This is a genomic window from Halalkalibacter suaedae (assembly GCF_017939705.1).
GTDB lineage: Bacteria > Bacillota > Bacilli > Bacillales > Bacillaceae_D > Halalkalibacter > Halalkalibacter suaedae.
Window position 1 is genome coordinate 211112 of the sequence record NZ_JAGKSQ010000006.1, and the last position, 23697, is coordinate 234808.

General features: G+C 38.0%; 15 protein-coding genes and 2 riboswitches. All 15 genes read right to left on the reverse strand.

Annotation, left to right across the window (positions count from 1 at the left end):
* Nucleotides 1-523: 523 nt before the first annotated feature.
* Nucleotides 524-2584 (reverse strand): beta-galactosidase, encoded by a 2061-nt coding sequence (locus tag J7W16_RS15535; protein ID WP_283246052.1) that lies wholly within the window; start codon nt 2582-2584, stop codon nt 524-526.
* 46 nt (nt 2585-2630) lie between these two features.
* Nucleotides 2631-3497 carry an AraC family transcriptional regulator gene (locus J7W16_RS15540; protein ID WP_210598327.1) on the reverse strand — a complete coding sequence of 289 codons (867 nt, stop codon included), beginning with the start codon at nt 3495-3497 and terminating at the stop codon, nt 2631-2633.
* 53 nt (nt 3498-3550) lie between these two features.
* Nucleotides 3551-4384 (reverse strand): carbohydrate ABC transporter permease, encoded by an 834-nt coding sequence (locus J7W16_RS15545; RefSeq protein ID WP_210598330.1) that lies wholly within the window; start codon nt 4382-4384, stop codon nt 3551-3553.
* Complete coding sequence (locus J7W16_RS15550; RefSeq protein WP_210598332.1) at nt 4377-5228, reverse strand: carbohydrate ABC transporter permease; 852 nt, start codon at nt 5226-5228, stop codon at nt 4377-4379. The genes J7W16_RS15545 and J7W16_RS15550 overlap by 8 nt, the downstream gene beginning before the upstream one ends.
* 127 nt (nt 5229-5355) lie before the next feature.
* Nucleotides 5356-6651, reverse strand: a complete 1296-nt coding sequence (locus J7W16_RS15555; protein WP_210598334.1) for an ABC transporter substrate-binding protein — start codon at nt 6649-6651, stop codon at nt 5356-5358.
* A 575-nt stretch (nt 6652-7226) separates the two neighbouring features.
* Nucleotides 7227-8795: a glycoside hydrolase family 53 protein gene (locus J7W16_RS15560; RefSeq protein WP_246880042.1), complete on the reverse strand. Its 1569-nt coding sequence runs from the start codon at nt 8793-8795 to the stop codon at nt 7227-7229.
* A 187-nt stretch (nt 8796-8982) separates the two neighbouring features.
* Nucleotides 8983-9354 carry a hypothetical protein gene (locus tag J7W16_RS15565; protein ID WP_210598336.1) on the reverse strand — a complete coding sequence of 124 codons (372 nt, stop codon included), beginning with the start codon at nt 9352-9354 and terminating at the stop codon, nt 8983-8985.
* 906 nt (nt 9355-10260) lie between these two features.
* Nucleotides 10261-11091: a hypothetical protein gene (locus J7W16_RS15570; protein WP_210598337.1), complete on the reverse strand. Its 831-nt coding sequence runs from the start codon at nt 11089-11091 to the stop codon at nt 10261-10263.
* 160 nt (nt 11092-11251) lie between these two features.
* Nucleotides 11252-13363: a pectate lyase family protein gene (locus J7W16_RS15575; RefSeq protein WP_419095849.1), complete on the reverse strand. Its 2112-nt coding sequence runs from the start codon at nt 13361-13363 to the stop codon at nt 11252-11254.
* Nucleotides 13364-13584: 221 nt separating this feature from the next.
* Nucleotides 13585-13673, reverse strand: a riboswitch (cyclic di-GMP riboswitch).
* Nucleotides 13674-13933: 260 nt separating this feature from the next.
* Nucleotides 13934-14788: a DUF6612 family protein gene (locus J7W16_RS15580; protein WP_210598340.1), complete on the reverse strand. Its 855-nt coding sequence runs from the start codon at nt 14786-14788 to the stop codon at nt 13934-13936.
* 363 nt (nt 14789-15151) lie between these two features.
* Nucleotides 15152-16903, reverse strand: coding sequence for a methyl-accepting chemotaxis protein (locus J7W16_RS15585; RefSeq protein WP_210598342.1), 1752 nt, complete (start codon nt 16901-16903; stop codon nt 15152-15154).
* A 298-nt stretch (nt 16904-17201) separates the two neighbouring features.
* Nucleotides 17202-17291, reverse strand: a riboswitch (cyclic di-GMP riboswitch).
* 966 nt (nt 17292-18257) lie between these two features.
* Nucleotides 18258-19634, reverse strand: a complete 1377-nt coding sequence (gene rlmD / locus J7W16_RS15590; protein ID WP_210598344.1) for a 23S rRNA (uracil(1939)-C(5))-methyltransferase RlmD — start codon at nt 19632-19634, stop codon at nt 18258-18260.
* Nucleotides 19635-19748: 114 nt separating this feature from the next.
* On the reverse strand, nt 19749-20651 hold the full coding sequence (locus J7W16_RS15595) for a diacylglycerol kinase (protein ID WP_210598346.1): 903 nt from the start codon (nt 20649-20651) through the stop codon (nt 19749-19751).
* A gap of 143 nt (nt 20652-20794) precedes the next feature.
* A complete protein-coding gene (gene gatB / locus J7W16_RS15600; protein WP_210598348.1) occupies nt 20795-22225 on the reverse strand; it encodes an Asp-tRNA(Asn)/Glu-tRNA(Gln) amidotransferase subunit GatB in 1431 nt (476 codons plus the stop codon).
* A gap of 12 nt (nt 22226-22237) precedes the next feature.
* The gene (gene gatA / locus J7W16_RS15605; protein WP_210598350.1) at nt 22238-23695 is read right to left on the reverse strand and encodes an Asp-tRNA(Asn)/Glu-tRNA(Gln) amidotransferase subunit GatA; all 1458 of its coding nucleotides are present in this window, start codon (nt 23693-23695) and stop codon (nt 22238-22240) included.
* Nucleotides 23696-23697: the final 2 nt, after the last annotated feature.

Below are 23697 nucleotides of genomic sequence, written 5' to 3' on the forward strand. Positions count from 1 at the left end.
GCTTTTCTAAGGAAGACTGTATTTTAACGAAATAAGTGCTCAAGAATAGGGGATCGCGTATGGACACCGCTCCTGAACTGATGGTTATGCTCTGTATATACGTACCCAATAAAAAGGGAAAAAGACGTGGCCTAGTTCCTGAAGGTTGCTTACGGACATTGGTTCCGCTAACAATGAGAAAAAACGCAAAATCGTGTAGTAACGGACATTTAATCCGTTATTCAAGGTTATGACTATCATTTCTTTAAGATTTATATGAAATAACGGATCAAATGTCCGTAAACATGTTCAAGAAGGGGAATTATTGAGATTTAACGGATCATATGTCCGTAAAGAGTTCTGCAACCCAGATATGGATAGCAACACTCCTCATATATACTCCGCTAATTAGATGCTTTGTTCGGGTACTCCATTAAGTCACTTTAGCTATACTTCTTTTCGTGAACAAAAAAAGGAGCTACAAATCATTTTCGATTTGTAGCTCCTCTTACATATTTAATACAATACTTCTTTCATCATTCAGTTATCTTTTACACGCAACAACTCGTACTTCATACGTATTCAAAGTCACTTCACCAATTAGCTTTTCCCCTGTAACTAGATCTTTTACAGCAGAAGTAAATTCTACCTGTTGCGTTTGTTCAGTGAAATTCATAACAAAGACATAGTTCGTATCCTCGCCCTGTCTTGTCTGAACAGAAACGCCTTCCCCATGTTTGACAGTAACAACTGGACTAAGTCCTAATTCGTCAATAATTTCTTGATAGAAGTCTCTATGGAACTGTTGATTAAGACGCGCCCCTATATAATAGCTTTTTCCCTTGTTATATTCATGACTCATAACAGCCGGTGTATCTTTATAGAAATCTTCTTGATACATGCCTTCTGTCCGTGCAGAACCTTGCTGAAGGACGGTTGCATAATCCTTTACTTCATAGGAATGATTACGGAACTGAACATAATTACGGTCATTCGGATAGTAGGTATCTGTTTCTTTCGGCTCCATGCCGAAGATTTCTTGCAAGTCTTTATGCCAGCCACCTAAATAAGTTAGATCGTGCTCATTCACCAATCCACTAATATAGGTCATGACTAATCTTCCACCATTAGCAACAAATGCCTTCAACCGACTAATTGTCTCCTCACTCATTAAATAGAGCATTGGGGCAATTAGTAGCTTGTAGTTTAAAAAGTCTTCATCCTTTGTAATGACATCGACTGGAATGTCTTGCTCCCAGAACGTACGATAATGCTCTTGCAATGTTTGTGGGTACTGTTTTGTTTTCCGTCCAAAGCCTTGTGCATCATTCAAAGCCCAGTTGCTCTCCCAATCATAAAGGATTGCTACATCAGCGGGGCGGTTGGTCCCTACGACATCTTCCAGTTTCCCTAATACCTCTCCTACTTTGGCAACCTCTTGAAACACACGATTTCCCGTACTATTGTCATGATCGACCGCAGCACCATGGAATTTTTCAGAAGACCCACGAGATTTACGCCACTGGAAATACAACACACTGTCTGAGCCATGAGCGACCATTTGCATCGAAGAAAGCAGATGCATTCCAGGACGTTTGGCCTTGTTGACATTATGCCAGTTTACAAGACTTGGCGTTGACTCCATTAATAGAAACGGCTGCTGCTTCAGGCTACGATAAAGGTCATTAATAAAGCCCACTTTCATCGCAAGATTATCGGTTGTTTCCCAATCATTATGCCATGCAGGATAAGCATCCCAGCTGATTACATCGACATGCTTAGCAAATTTACTATAATCAAGGGATTGAAATGGAATTAAATCAAATGTATCAGCCATGAAGTTCGTTGTAATTGGTACAGCTGGCGTCATTTTCCGCAATGGCACAATTTCATTTTCGTAGAAGTCAATTGTTTGGTCAGTAACAAAGCGACGCCAATCTAAGTTCAAGCCGTGAACGGCACTTTCCCCAATTGGTGAGGGAGATTCAATTTGTGACCAATCAAAGATCGTATGACTCCAGAAGGGTCCCCACCATGAATCATTCAATGCCTTTAAATCATTATTATATTTGCCCTTCAACCAGATTCTGAAAGCCTCCTGACATTTATCACAGTGACATTCACCACCATACTCATTCGAAATATGCCACATCAGTAAGGCAGGATGATCGCCATATCTCTCTGCTAACAAACCGTTTATCTTTTGCGTCTTCTCACGATAAACCTCAGACGTGAAGCAGTGATTATGACGTCCTCCATGTAACAATTTCTCGCGTCTTTCATTAACACGTAGCACTTCTGGATATTTCTGAGACATCCAGGCAGGACGTGCACCACTAGGTGTTGCCAGGATGACACGTCCACCATTGTTATAAATATTATTAATTATTTCATCTAGCCACTCAAAGTGATAGACATCTTCCTCTGGCTCTAGGGCACTCCAAGCAAAAATACCTACTGAGAATGTATTTGTATTCGCAAGCTTCATTAATTTGATATCATCCGCCAAAATGTCTGGCTGATCTAACCATTGATCAGGATTATAGTCGCCACCATGAAGCATCGATTTCGCTTTAGTGACATATGACTTTGATTGTTTTAACATAATACTCTCCTTTGCATTTCTATCATAATGGCAAGCCTAGTAGGTACTAGAGGGTATTTTTGTCTTTATTAACCTCGCTATTTTGCATAAATAATTTAGTGTATTTTTTAGGTGTGATCCCTTCTATTCTTTTAAATGTTGCAATGAAATTACTCGTATCATTGAATCCAACACTACTTGCTATATAATTTAATGGCAGATCATTATGAGTAATGAGTCGCTTTTTTGCCTCTCTTATCCTCAGCTGAATCAAGAAGGAATATGGACTCATTTTAAATGCTTCACGAAAAAGAGTCGTTAGGTATTGTGAGCTTATACCTGCTTGCTCGACCATATCCTGCAAACCAATATCTTCAGCATAATTCTCTTCTAGCCATACCACTATAGGACGTAGCTTGTCATAGTAATGTGAGATCGAATGTTGATTTTTGATCTTTTTATGCTTCTTTAGTATGACCATGAACTTATAGAGAAGTTCAGACGAGTCTAGCCTAGAAAACTCCGAATTATGGTCAATATTATCCATGATTTGATAAATGATTTTCGATATTGATTTTTCTTCTTTCGATTCTTCATACAAGGCAGAATAGTCAATATCTAACGATTCCATAATTCCCTCAACAACAGCCCCAGTAAAAGTAACATAGACAGTCGACCATTTTTCTCCTATTGAGTAATAAGAGTGGGGAGTAAAAGGCATCAACAGCACACCTTTGCCCGCGTCAAGGATATATTCCTGGCCTCCAAAGCTAAAACTCCCTTTTCCCTCTATCGTTTGAAGCCAATGGTAATACGGGTATCCCTCAGGTCTAGCAAAATCCTCTTCTTGAGGGTTATAGCCAATGCTCTCTATGAATAACGGTAATGAGTTTTCAGAGGCTGAAAATAATAATCTTTTCTTAATTTCTGTCAATCCAGCCACCTCCCATTCAGCTTATTCTTAAGGTTTATATCAATATTAATATTTTATTTCACCGCACTCCCTAACATACCTGCAATAAAATGTCTCTGTAGCAACAAAAAGAAGATAATAATTGGAACTGTAGCAATCGCAATACCTGACATAACTTGACCGTAATCAATCAGAGAAAAGCCGATAAGACTTGATAGAGCTACAGGAAATGTGTACATGTCTTCAGTCGAAATAGCGACAAGTGGCCACATAAAGTTATTCCATTGCATCATGAAGAGAAAGATCGCTGTCGCTGCCAAAGCCGGTTTCATTGACGGTAATACAATCTGCAAGAATATTCTTAGCTCCCCTGCCCCATCAATACGTGATGACTCCAACAATGCAGTTGGGAAGGACATGAAGTTCTGTCGCATTAAGAAGATCGCAAACGGATAACAAAGCTGTGGAACAATTAAAGCAAAATACGTATTAAGCAAATTCAAGCTAGCAAATAGTTGAAATAGTGGAATGATGGTTGCTTGATAAGGAATCATCATCGATAGTAAAAAGGCAATGAAAATGACACGGCTACCTTTAAATTTAAATTTTGCCAAAGCATAAGCAGCGAGTGTACACACTGCCAAGGAAATTAAGACATAGGATAAAGAGACAAATAATGAGTTAAACAAAACCTTCCATATACCAATTGATTCGTTTAAGTTATTGATATTTTCTAGTAATCTCTCACCGATAACTAGTGTAGGAGGATTTGTGAACATTTTACTTGTGTCATTTGTAGCCCCTACAAACATCCAATAAAAAGGGAATATTGAAACAGCTAAAAAGAGAATTAGGAAAACATATAAGGCTATTTTCTGTACCATTTTATTTTGCTTCACGTTATTCATCCCCCGTTACTTTAAGCTGGAAATAAGACAGGATCGCCACTAAAATTACAACAACGTAAGCAATTGCTGATGCATAACCAAAATCAAAATATTGAAAACCATTATTGTAAATATAGAGACCTAATGTCATTGTCGCATCCGATGGACCACCATTTGTTAAGTTATACGGTTCATCAAATAATTGTAATGTTGAGATTGTTGAAATGATTGCAGTAAATAGAATAATCGGCTTCAATTGAGGTACTGTTATATGCAAAAATTGCTTGATTTTACTAGCACCGTCCAGTGATGCAGCTTCATACATTTCACTCGGTATATTTTGCATCGCTGCTAAGTATATAACCATGTTATACCCTGTCCATCTCCAAGTCATCGCTAGCATAATCGATACTTTTGCCCAAAATGAGTCTGCTAGCCAATTGATTGGACCAATGCCTAGATAACTTAGAAACTGATTGATAATGCCTGTATCTTGTAACATAATCGAAAACAAGATTGAGTAAGCAACTAATGATGTAACTGCTGGCATGAAGAAACCAACTCGGAAAATCCCACGTAATTTTAGCAGCTGACTATTCAGTGCATTAGCTAAAACTAAGGCCAAAAACAGCATAATCGGCACTTGAACAACTAAGATAATTAATGTATTGAATAGAGCTTTGTGAAAGATTGTATCCTTGATCAAACGAATATAGTTATCGAACCCAACAAATATATAGTTTCCAGCTTCTAATGTTTGAAAGCTTAGTATTACTGAAGCCACAATTGGATAAACCGTAAAAGCCATAAACAAGGCTAATGCCGGTGCCAAAAATAAGTAGGGTGCCAATTTTGTATGAGACATCTATGTCCACTCCCTTATATGTCACTCACTATAGTCTATTTAAAAGGAATAATCTTACAGGCGGTTCTTATTTCACCTGTAAGATTATAGATCTAGAGACGTTAATGTACTACAGACTATTCATTCTCTATTGAAGCCTGTTCTCAATTCTTCCTTGTGCACCCTCGACAGCTTCTTGTGGATCAGCTCCCTGAACAACTTCAGCCTGAACTTTGATCGCTTCATCACGTGCAATTTGGTCATTTTCTGTATAGAGAACAGATGGAATTTGAGTCATTTGATCTGCAAAGAATTCCCATACTGGTTCATTTCCGAAATACTCTAGCTCCTCAGAGAATAATTCAGATTCATAAACTGGTAAATAACTTGGGAATAATCCACCATCCATTGCTAGCTCTTGCGTTTCAAAATCAGTAGCAAAGAATTCTAAGAAATCATAAACAGCTTGCTTATTTTCGCTACTTTCAAAAATAGTAAATGAGCTACCACCTTGGTTTGCCGAACGACTGTCGTTTCCTTCAAATTGTGGCAATGGCATAACTCCCCAATTGCCAGCTTGATCCGGTACCGACTGTTGTAAAGTACCTACTAGCCAACCACCAGCAATTGCTGTTGCTGTTTGGCTCTCTGATAGTGAAGTTACCCACGCATCCCAACCAGGTGTACCAAGTAGAATATCCGCGTCTGCCATTTGCTTGAATGCATTAGCAGTATTAACAGAAGCTTCTGTGTCCATATTGCTTTCACCTTCAGCAGAAAAGTATCCTAAACCTTGCTGACTCAAGAAAATTGTATAAACAGTTGAATCATTTGAGTCATAACTTAACATATTTGCACCAGTTGCTTCTTTGACTTTTATACCAGCTTCAATATAATCATCCCACGTATTAATATCTTCAGCATTAACACCAGCTTCTTCGAAAAGATCTGTACGATAAAAGACTCCTACAGGACCCGCATCAAACGGGATTGCGTAAACGCTACCATCATAAGAAACGCTATTAACCTTATATTCAGGAAAGTCACTTGTAAATTCACTAAATCCCATCTCACCTACATTAACAAACTGATCGGGAAAGTTAGTTACATAACCAGTCACACCATCATCTACTAACAAAGCTGCATCTGGTAAACCTTGACCACCAGCTTGTAAACCGGTTGTCACTTTTGAACGGATATCATTATTATTCATTTCTTCAACATTAACTGTTAGATTGGGATTTTGTTCTTTGTAGGCTGCGGCAGCCTCTTCAAGTACAGGAACATTAATATTAGTCGCCCAGATCGACACCTCTACACTTTCGTCTGAAGAACCACCATCATCTGTTCCTCCATTGCCATTACTTTCTTCACCAGTACTTGAACACCCTACCATTATTAATGCAAAAACCATTAGACTTAAAAAGAATAAAGCCTTTTTCATCGTTAACCCTCCCTATTCTATACGATAATATGAAACTCACGATGATATTTTTAAATTAATTTAATTATCACCTTACATGAATTATATAACGCTTTCATTACCTATAATATATAATATTTTTAAAATGAAATATGAAAATCTGAAAGTGAAATAAGCTTGATTCATTCTAAAATGTAGTTAATTCATTATCTAAGATGAATTTTTTCTCCTCTTCACAAAGGGATCTCTTATGTTGATGATGTTTATCAAACTGCACCTTGATTTTATTGCCTTCAATCATAAAAAGGCCTGAGACAAAAGTGATTTAACTAATAGAACATCCAAAAAATAGTAGTTGGCGGATGTAAACCGCTCCTGAAATATACTACGCTTTCCGCGGGAAGCCGCTGAGCCTCCTCGAGCTTTGGCTTTTTCATCCCGCAGGAGTCTACGTCTATTTCATCCGCTACATAATTGCCTTGTAAGTGATTTTAGTTAGACACTTTATTTATGCCCCCGCCTCATGCTCCTTACAAAAAAACACAAGGTCCTCCTATAAGGGAACCTTGTGCTTTTATACTCATTTATCACTTCCACTAATTTTTGTAAAATTCTACATCATCCACATTGATCCAATTCCCTGCATTTGCATCAGTCCAGAATCCAATTTCTGCTTGCCCATTTGTCACATTAATATCTGTTATAGTAATTTGCGTCCATGAATTGGTTACAGGGATCGCACTATTTTTTTCTGATCCACCAAAATTCTTAACATACATTTGACTAGTATTGAAGCCACCACTACTCTTAACCCATGCTTTCATAGTATATAGCCCATTAGTAAGACCTGTTTTCAACTGATACGTACTAAGCTGATACGCACTATTTTTCCAATGAGCAAGCCGGTAATCCCCTGTATAGCCACCAGCTTCAGTATAATTTGCATCATTATTTGAATTTGACCAAGTTGTCCAACCTGTAGGATTTTGTGTATCTGCATCAGATTCAAAACCAGCGTTTATTACGAGATTAGTTCCACCTGTTCCACCACTAGAATCTCCATCGGATGATGCATCACTGAAAGCGTCTATAGCAGTGGTGTATTGTAAAACATTTGGAGCTACCTCTCTAGTAGCACCTACTAGGTAGCCATCTGGAAGAACACTCGAATGTCCTTCAGGCTCCCAATAAAATACTCCAGTTCCCATTCCATTCGGTACCGCTTTCACAACATTGATCGTATCGTAAATCGTCCAATACGTATCTTTAGGATTGCTTTCGTCTCCACCTACTTCAACGACCATTACTTCCTTATTATATCGTGAAGCCATGTCATTTAAGTTATACGATAAGTCATCAGTAAGCTCCCAGTAAGGCTGACCTTCCCAATATGGGTAGAATGATACCCCAATTACGTCTGTCTTACCACCATTATTAAAGAAATTGTCAAACCACCATCTAAATAGACTGTTATCATCTCCATGAGCCAAATGAGTGACAACCTTGGAAGATGGACTAACATCTTTTACAGCGTCATAGCCTTCATTTAGGAATGCTGTTAAGGCATTAAAATTATCAGTACTACCATTAGGTAGCATGATACCCGAGTTAATCTCATTTCCAACTTGGACCCAATCAGGTGTGATACCATTGTTTCTCAATTCATTCATCACATCGTACGTATGATTATATACTGCTGTTTGCAACTGATTATTATTGTAATTACTCCAAGCAGAAGGTTTAATCTGATGACCAGGATCTGCGAACACATCACTATAATGGAAATCAACCATAATACTCATTCCCATATCATTTGCTCGTTGTGCCGCTGCGAGGACCCCCGCCTTATCACTATAACCAAGCATAGTCCAAGTTGTCCCATCTTTGTTCCAATAATAATCACTAGGAGGATCAACAAATACTCTTAATCTAACGGAATTAATTCCGTGGTCTTTAAGGATTTGAAGAGGATCTTCAGGTTGTCCATTGTCATCTACCCACCTTACACCCTCATCTTCCAATTGCTTCATCCAACCGATATCTGCTCCATAAGCAAAAGAAGGTGCGGCTTCTGCTTTTTGAATACCATCACCCACTGTAGGCGATAAAAAGATGACAAAGGATAATGCTACGATACATAGATTTCTCACAAGATTATTCCTCAATATTATTCTCCTCCTCTTTATAATATAATTTTGTTCAGATTAATTATAAAACGCTTTCATTTTATGTTCATATAAGAATATTGAATTTTTCATATGAGATATTGAAACCCAAAATATTCTTGTCCAAACAAAAAAGCCACCGAATTCATTCTCGGTAAGCTTTACTTTTCCTATGTGTAAGAAATGGTCAGTTATCATACAAAGTAAGATGTTCTTCAATATCTGGATTCTCTAAGATTCTTTTCATTTGTATGATCTTCAAATTATTTACACTATTACACTGCTTTAGATGACGTCGCAAAAATGGATTAATATCCTCAATATATTGTTCTACTTTCTTTTCCTTTGAAACCTCTGGTAAATTAATTAATAGTCTCCCATACACCACGACTTCATGAGATCCATTATCTGTATTTCTTTTAGGCGGACTAATATTATTTATTTCAAGAGCCTTTATATCACTTTGTGTTGCTAACAATAGATTTTCTACTGTTGTTTTATAGTTACTAGTTGAATCAACTCGAAAAGTAATATCTGCGTACGTTATAACTTCTATCATGGTTATAACCTCCATTATTCAAATTACTTTGCTCTTCAAACCCTATACAATACCAACCAATTAATTAGTACTATTAGCTTATATATTAACAACAATGAGATACCTTTAACAAGTAAACTTATTAACAACTGCCCAACATAAAAGAATCCCCTGAAATCTCATAGACTTTCGATGACTCATACCTTGAATAGATTCTACATTACTCCTAATAGATTTATGAATTGTAAATAATGATCAAACACCAATAATAACAAACGCTTACATTTCAACCTGAGGAATATTCTAGTAGCAAAAACTTAGTGCTCTAATTTTATCATATTTTCGAATAGTCTATCCTAATTTCTAATAGAATCCTTAAACAGCCGACAATCTAAAAAAAGAACTTTGTTGAAGATTAAATGGTCTATAGAAATAGTGCTGTATACGTTAAATAAGACTAGGACAAAAGTGATTTAACTAATAGAAAATCCGAACAATGATAATTGGCGGACGTAAACCGCTCCTGAAATATACTACGCTTTCCGCGGGAAGCCGGTGAGCCTACTACGCCTGTGGGGTCTCACCCTTGGCTTTTTGATGAGGCCACTGAAAAAGGCGTGATTTCCACCTTTTTTAGTGGCCTTTAAGCAATGAGCGAAACCTTTGCATTCTCTTAGGCCTTGCTATGAGTGGGTTTCTCATAGAAGGCGTGCAACGTGTGGAGCCATTGCTGCTTCCTCGAATCTGCTAAAAGTGACTTTTTCAGTGGCCTCTTTTTGATCCCGCAGGAGTCTCCGTATATTTCATCCGCTACGTAATTGCTTTGTTCGGTATTTCAGTTAGACACTTTTTTTAAGTTCTAGTTCCAGCCCTCTAATATATAATTATGAAATAGATCATTTAGATCACTCTTCTACTCTCATAAATTTATCCAATCACTCCACCATGCATTGAGAACATATAGAAATCCTCTTCATCGGTCAAAGTCCAACCATCAAAAAAGGAACTCGCATGAAACACATCTAAAAAGAGATCGTCACATTGTACGATTAAAAAGGGACATTGCTCGAATAACTGAACATCTTCAATCGTTTTACCGACCAATAATTCTTTGACCGTTTTCCATTGCCCTTGGTTAGATTGGATATCTGTTCCCCCAAATAATATGACATCAGCATTTCGGATTCGCCATGGGCATTCAATGGTGATTGACCCTTTTTCAAATTGAATAATCAAATGAATTTCCGTATCAATTGCCGTAATCTGCTGACCAATAAAATCCTTAAAGGTAACCTTACTACCTTTCGAATGCCAGGTCCTACGTGCATGTCCAATAATCATTTCATTGATCTTGGCCATCGTATAGCCATAATGATTATCACCATCCTGAAAATCATCTATCATATCACTTAGCTCTTGCCAATTCATCTGTTCTTCAACTAACTCATATTCGATTGCAAAGTGATAAATCTCTTGCACAATGAGCATAGCATTCTCACTAGGAAGTAATAATTGTGCATGTAGTCGTTTAAAATGATCATCTAGGCACTCTTCTTTAGAAGGTGGAGTCATTTGGATGCTTTTCATCGCCTCAGCAAACATCGCTTCAATTTCAAATAGATTTAACTGCTCACCCATGCCCATACTAGCTAACTTCTTAATTTCAAGTACATCCAGATATAAACAATGATTTGCCCACTCCACATAATCTGCTACCTGGACTGTATTCGTATATCTCTTGTAATATAACTCTAACAAATCTATAGTAGACACCTCCCATACTGCTTTAATTCAAACGAGGACTTCCTTATCATAAACTATTTTTATGAACTTTTTGGATTAAACGATAATGTTTACAACAAAAAAAGCTGCCAACTATATGCTAATAGCAAATACAGTCGACAACTTCCCACAAATATTATTCTACTGCCATGTAAAATAGATTTGCCACATCATCTTTTGTGATTACATGTGTGCCTGAATTAAGCGATACAGTGACAATACCATTTACAATCGGATAGCTTGTCCCATTTACCTTGATTTCTGCTCCATCTTCAGTGTTGAACACTAATGTTAATGTGGACTCTTCAGTCGTCGCAAACTCAATCCTAGTTGAACTTTCAATCTTAAGGCATTGATTTAAAGTTAACCCATTATATTCTACCGTCCCTTTGCTAGATGATAAATTTCCTTCAATAGCGAAGTAGTTGCTGACTTTTCCATTTGTCGTGAAATTATGAGAGTATGCTTCTGACGGATCCGTTGGGTCTGTTGGAGGCGTGGGGTCAGTCGGATCTGTCGGGTCTGTTGGTGTCGGATCTGTTGGACTTGGGTCTGTTGGCATTTCTGTGGAATTGCCCCCTACAGATATGAGGCTTGTCTTGTAACCTTTAATTTTTGCCATAAGCTCTGAGTTGAGTTTGTAGGATTTGTCATCAACCGAGTCATTAAATTCCCATGTAAAGTCTCCATTATTTAGGCGCCCAGCTTCTGCTGTCACAATTTGCTCAACATCGCTTACGTTGTCAATACTAGAACCATTGACACCAAGATCTATCCTAGTATCAAAGTTATTATACGTTGTCCCACCGACTAATGTTTTGTAAGAGCTTGGAACGGTTTCATTTCTCGACGATGCTAGATACGCATCAAATGATTTGGCATTAGCTGATGCTGTTCCCTCATTTGAATTTGCGTAAATAAGACTTGCCGCATCGACAACAATATTATTATATGCCTTAATCATACCTCCATCTTCACCTGAGAATGTACCATCGCCTAATGCATCAGTACCTTGTAATGAGCTCATCATTGGATTCTTTGCATTTCTAAAATAATTCGATTCTACAAATGCCGAACTTCCTGTTGTTGTACCAATACCATATTTTGAAATGCCATCAAAGAAATTATTATAGACATGGACTGACGCTACTCTTATACGTGGATGGCGCGAGTCTGAATGATCAAACCAGTTATGGTGAAAGGTAACAAAGAACTCTGATGATTCACTCAACCCAACTAGAGAAGCTTTTCCTGAATCCCAATAATGATTGTGAGAGATTGTGATATGTGTTGAACCCTTTTTAAGATCTGTTGAACCATCACCTTTTGCTTGGTCAGAATCCGATCCTGCCGTCCCGTAGAAAAGATCATTGTGATGCAACCAGATATTTGCGTTCCCTGTATCAAGAGAAATGCCATCATCAGGGAATAATGCCATACCTAGGTTTCGAACTTCTACATTCCCGCCATTTCTGACTAATATTCCCCACCCGTAAGCATATGCATCTTCTCCGATACCTTCTAATGTTATATTCATTTCTGAATAACTCGATTTACCTTTCACTTCAAGATAACCATTACCATTAACTTGTCCACTCATGTCCCCAGAAGTGACTTGTCCAATAAATCTGATTGCAAGCGGTGTCGTATCATATCCCTTTTGTCGTAATGAAAGAATTTCGCTTATACCAACACCCGTCTGTACATCACCTGAGCTATTAACGATTACATCATGAGAAACAGTTTTCGCAGTCTCCGATGTTACATAGATAACTTGAGCCCCGTCCTTCATTGTCCCGTCCTCATTATATGCACCTGAACCCGTACCATACTTCGAGTTATCAGCAAAAGCAAAACCAGATCTATCATGCTCCGTTACTGATATTACACCCGAGGAAGCGCTTACTTTTTGACCGTTAGAAAGAATCGCATCAACCTTCATGACATAATCTCCAGCTGCAAGTCCTACTGCATCAGCTCTCCAAAATGAAGCGTATCTGCGAATCAATTCATTGTCAATTTGCTCATATTGACTATCTGGTGCATTAGCATGTTTGACATAGACATTATATCCTTCAGCATTACTTACTGGAGACCACTCTATATATGCCGTTTCAAACCAACCTCCACTGTTAGTTATAGAAAGACTAGCAGCATGTAATGTCTGACTTGCGAATCCGCATACCAGAAATAGCATAAAAGAATAGATCAATACTCGACTAAACCCTTTTTTAATCATAGCCCTCACTAAAATCCCTCCATTATTTAAATTAAAAAACTTCAACCTACTAGAATGACTACCTACAAATCCAAAATAATCATTAGACCATTCCATTCACCTCCTCAAATAAGAATCTCGTTATCATTTCATACTGTGCAAATATAAATCTAGGAAAATAAAAAACCTAATGAGCCTTCTCATTAGGTTGCATACTCAAGCCAGATGTTGACATTACCCTAGCCATTTATATGTGCAACCCGACGATCATAGCAAATTGCTTTACCTTAGACTCGTAGCTTTGCGTCCCTATTTTTCAATAGGTTTGCCCTATGTAGTATCATGCTTTGTTTAGTTAACTTTACCAAAATTTGTAATATATGTTCAATAATTAGATAGCACTATTTTTAATAATGCTATTTAAGTCATTATTCTATTAAAAATCGATAAAGTACTTTTAATAGGGTGTTCCTACCTAGTTTTATATTAGAAACGATTGCGTAGGGTGATGAAGTGGGAAGAATGACTTAGGATGTAAAAAGTTAAAGGACCGTAAAAAAGCGAGAATCTATTCAAAGATTCCCGCATCCTTCCAGATTATTATTGTTGTGCCTCTACCGCACCTTCAATAACTTCTTGTGGAATTTCAATTTCTTCAAGATGATTATGATCTACATACTGGCCTTTCATATCCTGTGCTATTGTTACTTTTTGTCCTTCCGCACTCATTTCCATCTCCATGTTGAGATTTAATACTGTTGGATAATAGGTCTCTTTGTCGATATGTATCTCGTAATCCATATGATTGATTTTCATACTTTCAATAGCTTCTGCAGAATTAGCCATCCCCTCAGGCAACGTCTGTTCCACCGTTTCCTTCAGAAAGTCAGTAAACTTTTCACCAGAAGCATTTAGTACTAGAATATAGCTTTTATCATCTTGTTGGAATGTAAAGTCATCAACAAATCTTCTCAAGTTTTCAATTTCCGCTGCTGGGTTTGTCTGTTGATTCGATATTTGTACTAATTGTTCCATCATTTCAGACGGGAACTTCATCCAAGTTTGGCTAGTAGGCTCATAATAGTACATACCGTCTTTTGAAAAATAACTTTCAACCTCCATGACTTGCTCTGTACCAGGGATTTCCGTACTTATTTTTTGATGAAAAGCCATAGGATCTTGAACAACATCCATTTCAAGTGTCGATTCTAATGTCACATTAGCTGCTTCATCTTGATCCGAATTAATTACTTGGTTTAAATCCATATTCACTTTGAAACTATTCAATTCTTTAGATGCCTCTGTCGTTTTTTCAAAAACTTGCTCCAATGTCAGATCCGATTTCTTTGCACTTGAAGTGCCATCCTCATTATTCACCGTATCAGCACTAGAATTACACGCAGCTAACATCAAAACGAAGAAAACCCCTAAAAGAATAGATAAACTTTTTTTCAAAACTTCTCACACCCTTTTTGTTTATATGTCTAATCTAAGCAACTTAATCATTATAAATGTTTTAACTGGAAAATAACTCCTACATTACTCCTAATTTATGGGTATAATTACCAGTAGTTACTCCATTCAAACCTGACCATTGGTAAGTAGATGAGATTTTCCACTCAATGCTTAAGTATTGAGTGTTATATCTACCATTACTAAAGAGATTAGCCGGTGTTTCTCAATCATGATTAAGGATAATAAATTATTTTCTGAAAATCCCCTTAGTTTTCGGATATCACCCTATGAAAAGCTTCAACACAAAAAACCTATAGGAACTTTATCCTATAGGCCTTGTTAGTACTGAACAAGTTTTAGGGTCTATACTTTTAACGTTTTTACAGCTTCCTCAAGATTATTAATTAATTTTTTCATATCCTGTGCTGAATCAACAATAGTATCGAATGAAACCTTCTGATCTTTAATACTATCTGTTAGTGTAATAACTGTATCGCTATTTTGTGTGGTTAAATCTGTAAATTGTTCAAACGTAGATGTGATTTCTTGATTTTCTGCAGACATTTGTTCTGTTGCTGCAGATATTTCATCCATTTGAGCAGACACATCCCGTGCAGAGTCAAGAATATCAGCAAAAAGGACTCCTGTCTCTTTTACAAGAGATACACCGGCGTTCGCGTATTTGACTCCCTCATTAATTGAAGTAACAGCTTCCTCTGTCCCATTTTGTATATAATCAATTAATGATTTAATTTGCTCTGCTGAACCTTTTGATTGTTCCGCTAGCTTTTTCACTTCATTAGCAACAATCGCAAATCCTCTACCATGCTCCCCTGCTCGAGCCGCTTCAATCGAAGCATTTAATGATAAAAGACTTGTTTGTTCTGAAATGCTTGTAATCAGTCCAACAATCGAATGAATTTCATTAGAACGTTCATTAAGATTTCGGATAATCTTTTCTGAGTTTTGTGACGATTGATTAATCAATCCCATTTGTTTTCCTACTTGATCTACTGACTCATTCCCTTGCAATGCACGACTCTCAGTTTCTTTTGATCTTTCACTGACATTAGAAATATTACGAGCAACCGTCTCCACACCAGCAGATAACTGTTGCAACGAAGAGGAAATCTCATAAGCAGATCCACTCTGAGAATCAAATCTTCCTGACATTTCTGACACGTCTTTAGTAATACTATCCATTTTCTCACTAGTTCTGTTTACAGAAGCGAACAATGAGTCATAGTTACTTGATGTATTCTTCGATGCCGATTCAATAGAATTAATTAACCTACTTATATTATCTACCATCGCGTTAAAGCTTACAGCTACCCGACCAATTTCATCATTCGACTCTCTTAATCTCACATCGTAATTACCTTCTGTGACAGACTCAATCCCACTAGCAAGCTCACCAATTGGTTTATATAGCTTTCCTAACAAGAAATATTCCAACACGCCAATAACCACAACGACAATTAATAGAATTATACCTACAGTCATTAGGATATTTCGTTGACTATCTACAAAGCCTTGTGCATTAAAGTCCATTCCATAATAAGCATAAACATTACCATTTTCATCTACATACGGTTTAGCAACTGTAATCCATGTACCTAATCCATCTGAGTAAATATCAGAAACGACTATTTCCTTTTCAGCCGTCAGCTTGTTAACTAGCTTGACAATATTATCAGGCTGACCATACATATCGCCAACTGTTAAATCCGCTTCCGTTTTAAGTATGTCTAATAATCCTGATGGTGCAGCAACTAAACTCGTTTCTGATCCATTTTCTAACTCAGTACCAAAAATATAACCCTGTGCAACTGAAGGTTGATAGTTTGATAATTGATCAAAATGACTAACCAAACGTTGAGTCGCTTCACTATTCTCATCATCTGTTCCCATTACTTCGATTACATCTTTAGGATCAATATCCTGTGACCATGTTTCAACAATTTGTTCAGCATCTGTTACAAGATCGTCTAACATGAAATTAGAATTAACAGAGTAACTAACCCCAGTTATCAAAATAGCAACTAAAGTAGTTGTGATGATACTAAATAAAATACTTTTTGTCTTTAATGATATATTAGAATACCATTTTCTCATTGATGTACACTTCCCTTAAGTAATTAATTTAGATTTATTGCGAAAAGAAAAAAATGTCGGCTTATGTCTTATCGGCTATGCTAACAAAAGACTTAACTATTTTAAAAATAATCTCTGTTAAACTTGGTTGTTGATTTCTACCACAGGAAATCACTTAGCTCGGACACTCTTAATCTCCAGCCTTTTGCAACATGTGTAAAGTCGAAAAATTAAAGCTTTAACATAAGACTAAAAATAAAAGACTACAACCATAGGAAGTAGCCCATAAGTAGTCACACAACCTAGTAGTTGTTGTATGAAAAGCAACTGGCAGACTTATACATATGTCTAGTATTTAGTCCCTATAGTTTTGCGTCCTATTTTTTCAAATAGTTTGCCCATATTTAATTTAGACATTTAGCCTTAGGTAATATATCACATTTTCAGCCCGATGGCTATAGCTATGTTAGTGAGTGAAACAGATTAGGATAGTCAGAAGAAAATTGATGTTCATATGAAGAAAAAAACAACATTGCGAAGACTGCTTAACCGTGTAAGCGATGCAAGAAGTCCTTTTCATGAGAATATTAAAGCAAATGGTCCGACCTCCTTTAACCCTCCCCCTATCCTTCTTCCTAACACAAAAAAGAGTCCAATTTCTTGAACTCTTTTCTTAGAAAAATTTATTTTTCAAATTCTAAAACAGCTACGCACTCCACATGGCTTGAGTACGTAGCTGTAAATATAAGGATCGCAGTTAATTGATAAAAAAAACTAATAAGCTGGACAGAGTAGCAAATAAACCTCCTACAGCTAATGCGGGGCCAAAGGTGTTCATCAGAGTACTTCTTTTTCTGTCTTTCCTTTGATTAAACGTATATTTAATAAGTGCGAAAAGTGCTGTAACTGAAATAAAAACTATAACCCAAAGTTCCATTTTTCCCCCTCCATTCATATCGCATTTATAATTTATATATCCTGCCAGTTACGATAAAGAGTGACTACCCTTATTGAGCAATCGCTCCTCATTTATTTATACAAAAGACGGAAACAATAATTGAATATGATATAAATGATGTGGCAATAAGTCATTATTTCTTACGTTTTCGTTCTAAAAGTATTGGTGCTATATTTAGTAAGATAGAAACAATTGTCAAAAACCATAATGCCCTTCCATCCCCCTTCCATCTAACACCCTAATTTTAGCATAAATACCCAATTTATATTCATTAGGTTATTTCAAAATCACCACTATATCTGCTGCTAGTATGAGTCTAGTACACATTGAAACAATCTCACATTTTATCTATCTCTAGCCTTTATTCATCTCAACCAGAAGCCAGTTAAAAAAGAGCCCAAATTCGGACTCTTTTTATCAATTATTCATTTCAAGTACTGCAACATTTTCTATGTGCGTCGAATGAGGAAACATATCTACCGGTTGCACTTCCTTCGTCTTGTAGCCACCCTGCTCCAAATACTTCAGATCGCGAGCGAGAGTAGCCGGGTTACAGGAGACGTACACGACGCGCTTTGGCTTCATATTTAGGATCGTTTCTAGCAATGCTTCGTCACAGCCTTTTCGTGGTGGGTCCACAACGATGACATCTGGTCTGATGCCTTGTGCATACCACCATGGCATAACCTTCTCTGCTTCTCCTACTGCAAAGTCCACATTTGAGATGCCGTTTAGTTCAGCATTTCGCTTTGCATCAGCAATCGCGTCTGGAACAATTTCAACTCCGTATACATGTTTTGCACGTTGAGCTAGAAACAATGAGATCGTTCCTATTCCGCAATAAGCATCGATCACAGTTTCTTTTCCTGATAACTCGGCGTACTCTAGTGCTTTGTCATAGAGGACCTTTGTTTGCTCTGGGTTTACTTGATAGAAGGAGCGTGCCGAGATCGCAAACTTAATGTCTCCGATGTAATCGTGAATATATTCTTCTCCCCAAAGGACTGTTGTTTGATCACCGAATATGACATTCGTTCGTTTTGGGTTGATGTTCTGGACAATTGATTTGACGTCTGGGATCTCGGCTTGGATCTCGTCAATTAATTGCTTTTTATGTGAAAGCTCTTGTCCTCTTGTAACAAGAACCACCATAATTTCACCTGTTTTATAGCCTTTTCTTGCGACAACATGTCGTAATGTGCCTCTGTGCTTTTCTTCATCATAGCCTCTAATGCCATAGTTGTTAGCAATTCGTTTCACAACGGCTACAATTTTATCGTTGTCCTCATGCTGTATAAGACATTCGTCCATATCGATAATTTGATGGCTGCGTTCTTGGTAAAAACCACCTATCACAAGCCCACCTTCTTCCCCAATCGGAACCTGTGCTTTGTTGCGGTAGCGCCATGGCTCGTCCATCCCAAGTGTCGGGTGAATTGGGATGTCTTTAATTCCGCCAATTCGTTCAAGGACGTCCTTGACTTGCTTTTGTTTGGCTAGTAGTTGTCCCTCGTAGCTTAAGTGCTGGACCTGACAGCCACCACAGCGATTGTAAATTGGACATGGTGGCTCGATGCGATGTGGACTCGCTTCATTTATTTCTAGTAAACGAGCAAAGCCGTAGCCCTTATTCGTTTTCGTTACTTTTATCGTTACGTGTTCCCCAGGAAGTGCTTTCGGGACAAATAAGGTGTAGCCATTGACCTTGGCAACGCCTGCACCCTCATGCGTTAAATCTTCAATTTCGACTTGAAGCTGTTCATTCTTTTGAACAGGTAGTGGTTGTTTCGTCATTAGGTTCCGTCCTTTTTCTCGGTTATCGTGAATCATTGTACCACACTTACAAATAGCATTAAAAATGTCACAAAAATAAGAGAGTTCGCCGATTAGGTGTACTCTCTTTCTCATCTAGTATTTACTTTTGCGATCACTTGGTGTCAGCATTTGAAAATGCTGATACATATTAACGAATTCAGCAGGTAATGCTCCACCATGTTCACCGTCTAGATTCAATTGCATGTCTCCTTCTACTTGGACCTTAATACGATTTGCATGAACATACATCACCTTTGGATGATTAATATGTTCACCACGTAAGGCGAGGGAGCCGATCTGAATAAATTCAGGAAATGAAATCTTTTTGACAATGATGAAATCGAACATTCCATCCTTTAAAGAGGCGTTCGGAGCAAGCTTTTCAAAGCCACCAACAGAATTCGTATTTGCTACGAGGAACATCATAATCTCATCTTCAAAAAGTTTCCCGTCGTATTCAATTCGAACTCTCTTAGGTGTGACCTGCGGGAGCTTCTCAAGTCCTTTTAAATAATAGGCAAATTGACCAACTGCGGTCTTTAATTTACTAGGAACCTCATAGGTCAGCTCTGTTAGCGATCCGGCAGCGGCAATATTAATGAAATAACGATCATCAACCTTACCGATATCAATCGGTTCAAGATGATCTCCACATAAGACATCACAGGCTTTTTCAATATCACGTGGAATGTGCAGGGCTCTAGCAAAATCATTTGTTGTCCCAGCTGGAATTAAACCAAGCATTGGTCTTTTATCCAAATCAGCTAAACCATTGACAACCTCAAATATTGTACCGTCACCGCCTGCAGCAATGACAAGGTCATACCCGTTTTCTCCTGCTTTTCGTGCGGCCCTCTTAGCACAGCCTTCTCCTGTTGTCGCATGGGCAGACGTTTCATAGCCGGCCTTTTCTAGTCTTTCTAGAACATAGGCAAGATTCTTTCTTATTTGTTCTCGTCCCGATGTCGGGTTATAAATAAAACGAGCTCGTTTCATAGCGGATCCCCTACTTCAATGTAATAGTCTATCCAAATTCTTCTAAATTGTATTGTACATTAAATCAACACCAGACAGCAAATAAAGAAGAAGGTTTCCAAAAGGCCAATGTTCTCCTTTTTTGGAAACCTTCTATACTTCCTTTAACGTTTAGCAATCTCCTCTAGTAAGAGCTTGTTCACCATTGGTGGATTGGCTTTTCCTTTTGATGCCTTCATAATTTGTCCGACAAGGAAACCAATTGCCCGGTCTTTTCCGTTCTTGTAATCCTCAATTGATTGTTCATTGTTATCAAGAACTTCTGTAACCATCTTCAGAAGTGCACCTTCATCAGAAATTTGCACAAGTCCCTTATCCTTAACAATTTGCTCAGGATCGCCACCGTTTTCAATTAATTCCTTGAAGACCTTCTTCGCAATTTTCGAAGAGATTGTCCCCTTTTCAATTAATTGAATCATTTTTGCCAATCCTTCAGGCGTTAAGGCAACATCTTCTAATTCTTTTTGTTCGGCATTAAGATATGCCGAAACCTCGCCCATTAACCAGTTCGATGCTTGCTTCGCTCCAGCACCTTGTTGAACTGTGCTTTCAAAGAAATCTGACATTTCCTTCGTTAATGTCAAAACCATCGCATCATACGCTGGAAGTCCTAATTGTTCAACATAACGTTGCTTACGAGCATCTGGAAGCTCTGGAATTTCCGCACGAATGCGTTCCTTCCATTCTTCATCAATATACAAATCAGTTAAATCTGGCTCAGGGAAATAACGATAGTCATCAGAACCTTCTTTAACACGCATTAAGACTGTTTTATTAGCTGCTTCATCATAACGACGTGTTTCTTGCTCGATGATCCCACCAGATAATAATACCTGCTCTTGACGTTTCTCTTCATATTCAAGACCTTTACGAACAAAGTTAAATGAGTTCAAATTCTTAAGCTCTGCCTTTGTTCCAAATTTCTCTTGACCAACAGGACGAAGAGAAATGTTCGCGTCACAGCGAAGAGATCCTTCCTCCATCTTACAATCAGATACGCCAGTGTATTGAATAATTGCCTTTAGCTTTTCTAAGTAAGCATATGCTTCTGCTGGTGTGCGGATGTCTGGCTCTGAAACGATCTCAATTAATGGTGTTCCTTGACGGTTATAATCGACAAGCGAATAACCATTGCCTGAGTGCGTAAGCTTACCTGCATCCTCTTCAAGATGAAGACGAGTGATCCCGATACGCTTCTTATAGCCGTCAACTTCAATTTCAATCCAGCCATGTTCGCCAATCGGCTTATCAAACTGTGAAATTTGATATGCTTTCGGATTGTCTGGATAGAAGTAGTTCTTACGGTCAAACTTTGTATCTGTAGCAACTTGACAATTTAATGCCATCGCTGCTTTCATTCCAAATTCAACAGCTGATCGGTTCAAAACAGGTAGAACTCCCGGATAGCCAAGGTCAATGACACTTGTGTTCGCGTTTGGTTCAGACCCGAAATGATTGGGACTAGCTGAGAAAATTTTCGATTCTGTCTTTAATTCAACGTGGACCTCAAGTCCAATAATCGTTTCAAAATTCATCGCAATCCCTCCTTACAGTGTTGGTTTTTTAGTGTGGTAGTCTGTTGCTTGTTCAAAGGCATGTGCCACACGATACACAGTGCTTTCATCAAAATGCTTCCCGATAATTTGTAGGCCAAGTGGTAAACCATCCTTGAATCCACAAGGAACTGAAATCCCTGGTACTCCTGCAAGGTTCACTGGAATTGTTAAAATATCATTTGCATACATTGTTAATGGATCCTTCGTGTTCTCACCAATCTTAAAGGCTGGGGTTGGTGATGTTGGTCCAATAATAACGTCATAGGTTTCAAAGATTTTCTCAAAATCTTGTTTGATTAAAGTACGAACCTGCTGTGCTTTCTTGTAGTAAGCATCATAGTAGCCAGAGCTTAGAGCAAATGTTCCTAGCATGATACGACGCTTAACCTCATCCCCAAAGCCCTCTGCACGTGTCTGCTTATATAATTCAAGAAGATTTTCAGCATTATCCGTTCTATATCCATAGCGAACACCATCAAAACGAGAAAGATTGGCAGATGCCTCAGATGAAGAAATTAAGTAGTAGGTTGCAAGAGCATATTTAGAATGCGGTAATGAGACCTCTTCCCATGTTGCTCCTTGTCCTTCTAGAACCTTTAATGCATCTAGCACAGATTGCTTAACTTCTTCTTGAACACCTTCAGCAAGGTATTCTTTCGGAACTGCAATCTTCAATCCTTTAACATCTCCCGTTAGAGCAGATAAGAAGTCAGGTACTTCAACATTCGCTGATGTTGAATCCATTGGATCGACACCGACAATTGACTGAAGAAGATACGCATTGTCTTCTACTGTTCTAGTAACTGGTCCAATTTGATCCAGTGACGAAGCAAATGCAACTAGTCCAAAACGAGATACACGTCCGTATGTAGGCTTTAATCCAACAACACCACAATAAGCTGCTGGCTGACGAATCGAACCACCAGTATCTGACCCTAGTGCAAAAGGAACTTGTCCTGCTGCAACGGTTGCTGCAGATCCACCACTTGATCCACCTGGAACATGGTCAAGATTCCATGGGTTTTTCGTTTCTTGATAGGCTGAGTTTTCAGTTGACGATCCCATTGCAAACTCATCCATATTTAGCTTTCCAATTGTAACTGATTGAGCTTGTCTCAACTTCTGTACAACTGTTGCATCATAGATTGGATCAAAGTTTTCAAGGATACGACTTGAGCATGTTGTGCGTAAACCTTTTGTTACGATGTTATCTTTAATTCCAATCGGCATACCAAATAAAAGCCCACGTTCACTTCCTGAACCAAGCGCTTCGTCCAATTCAGCAGCATATGCACGTGCCTTTTCTTCGTCTAACGTCATAAACGCTTTGACTTTACCATCTGTTTCAGAAATACGCTTATACGATTCATCTACAAGATCAGAAACTTTAATTTCTTTGCTCTGAAGCATCGAATGTAGCTCTGACATCTTATGGTCAAATAATGACATTA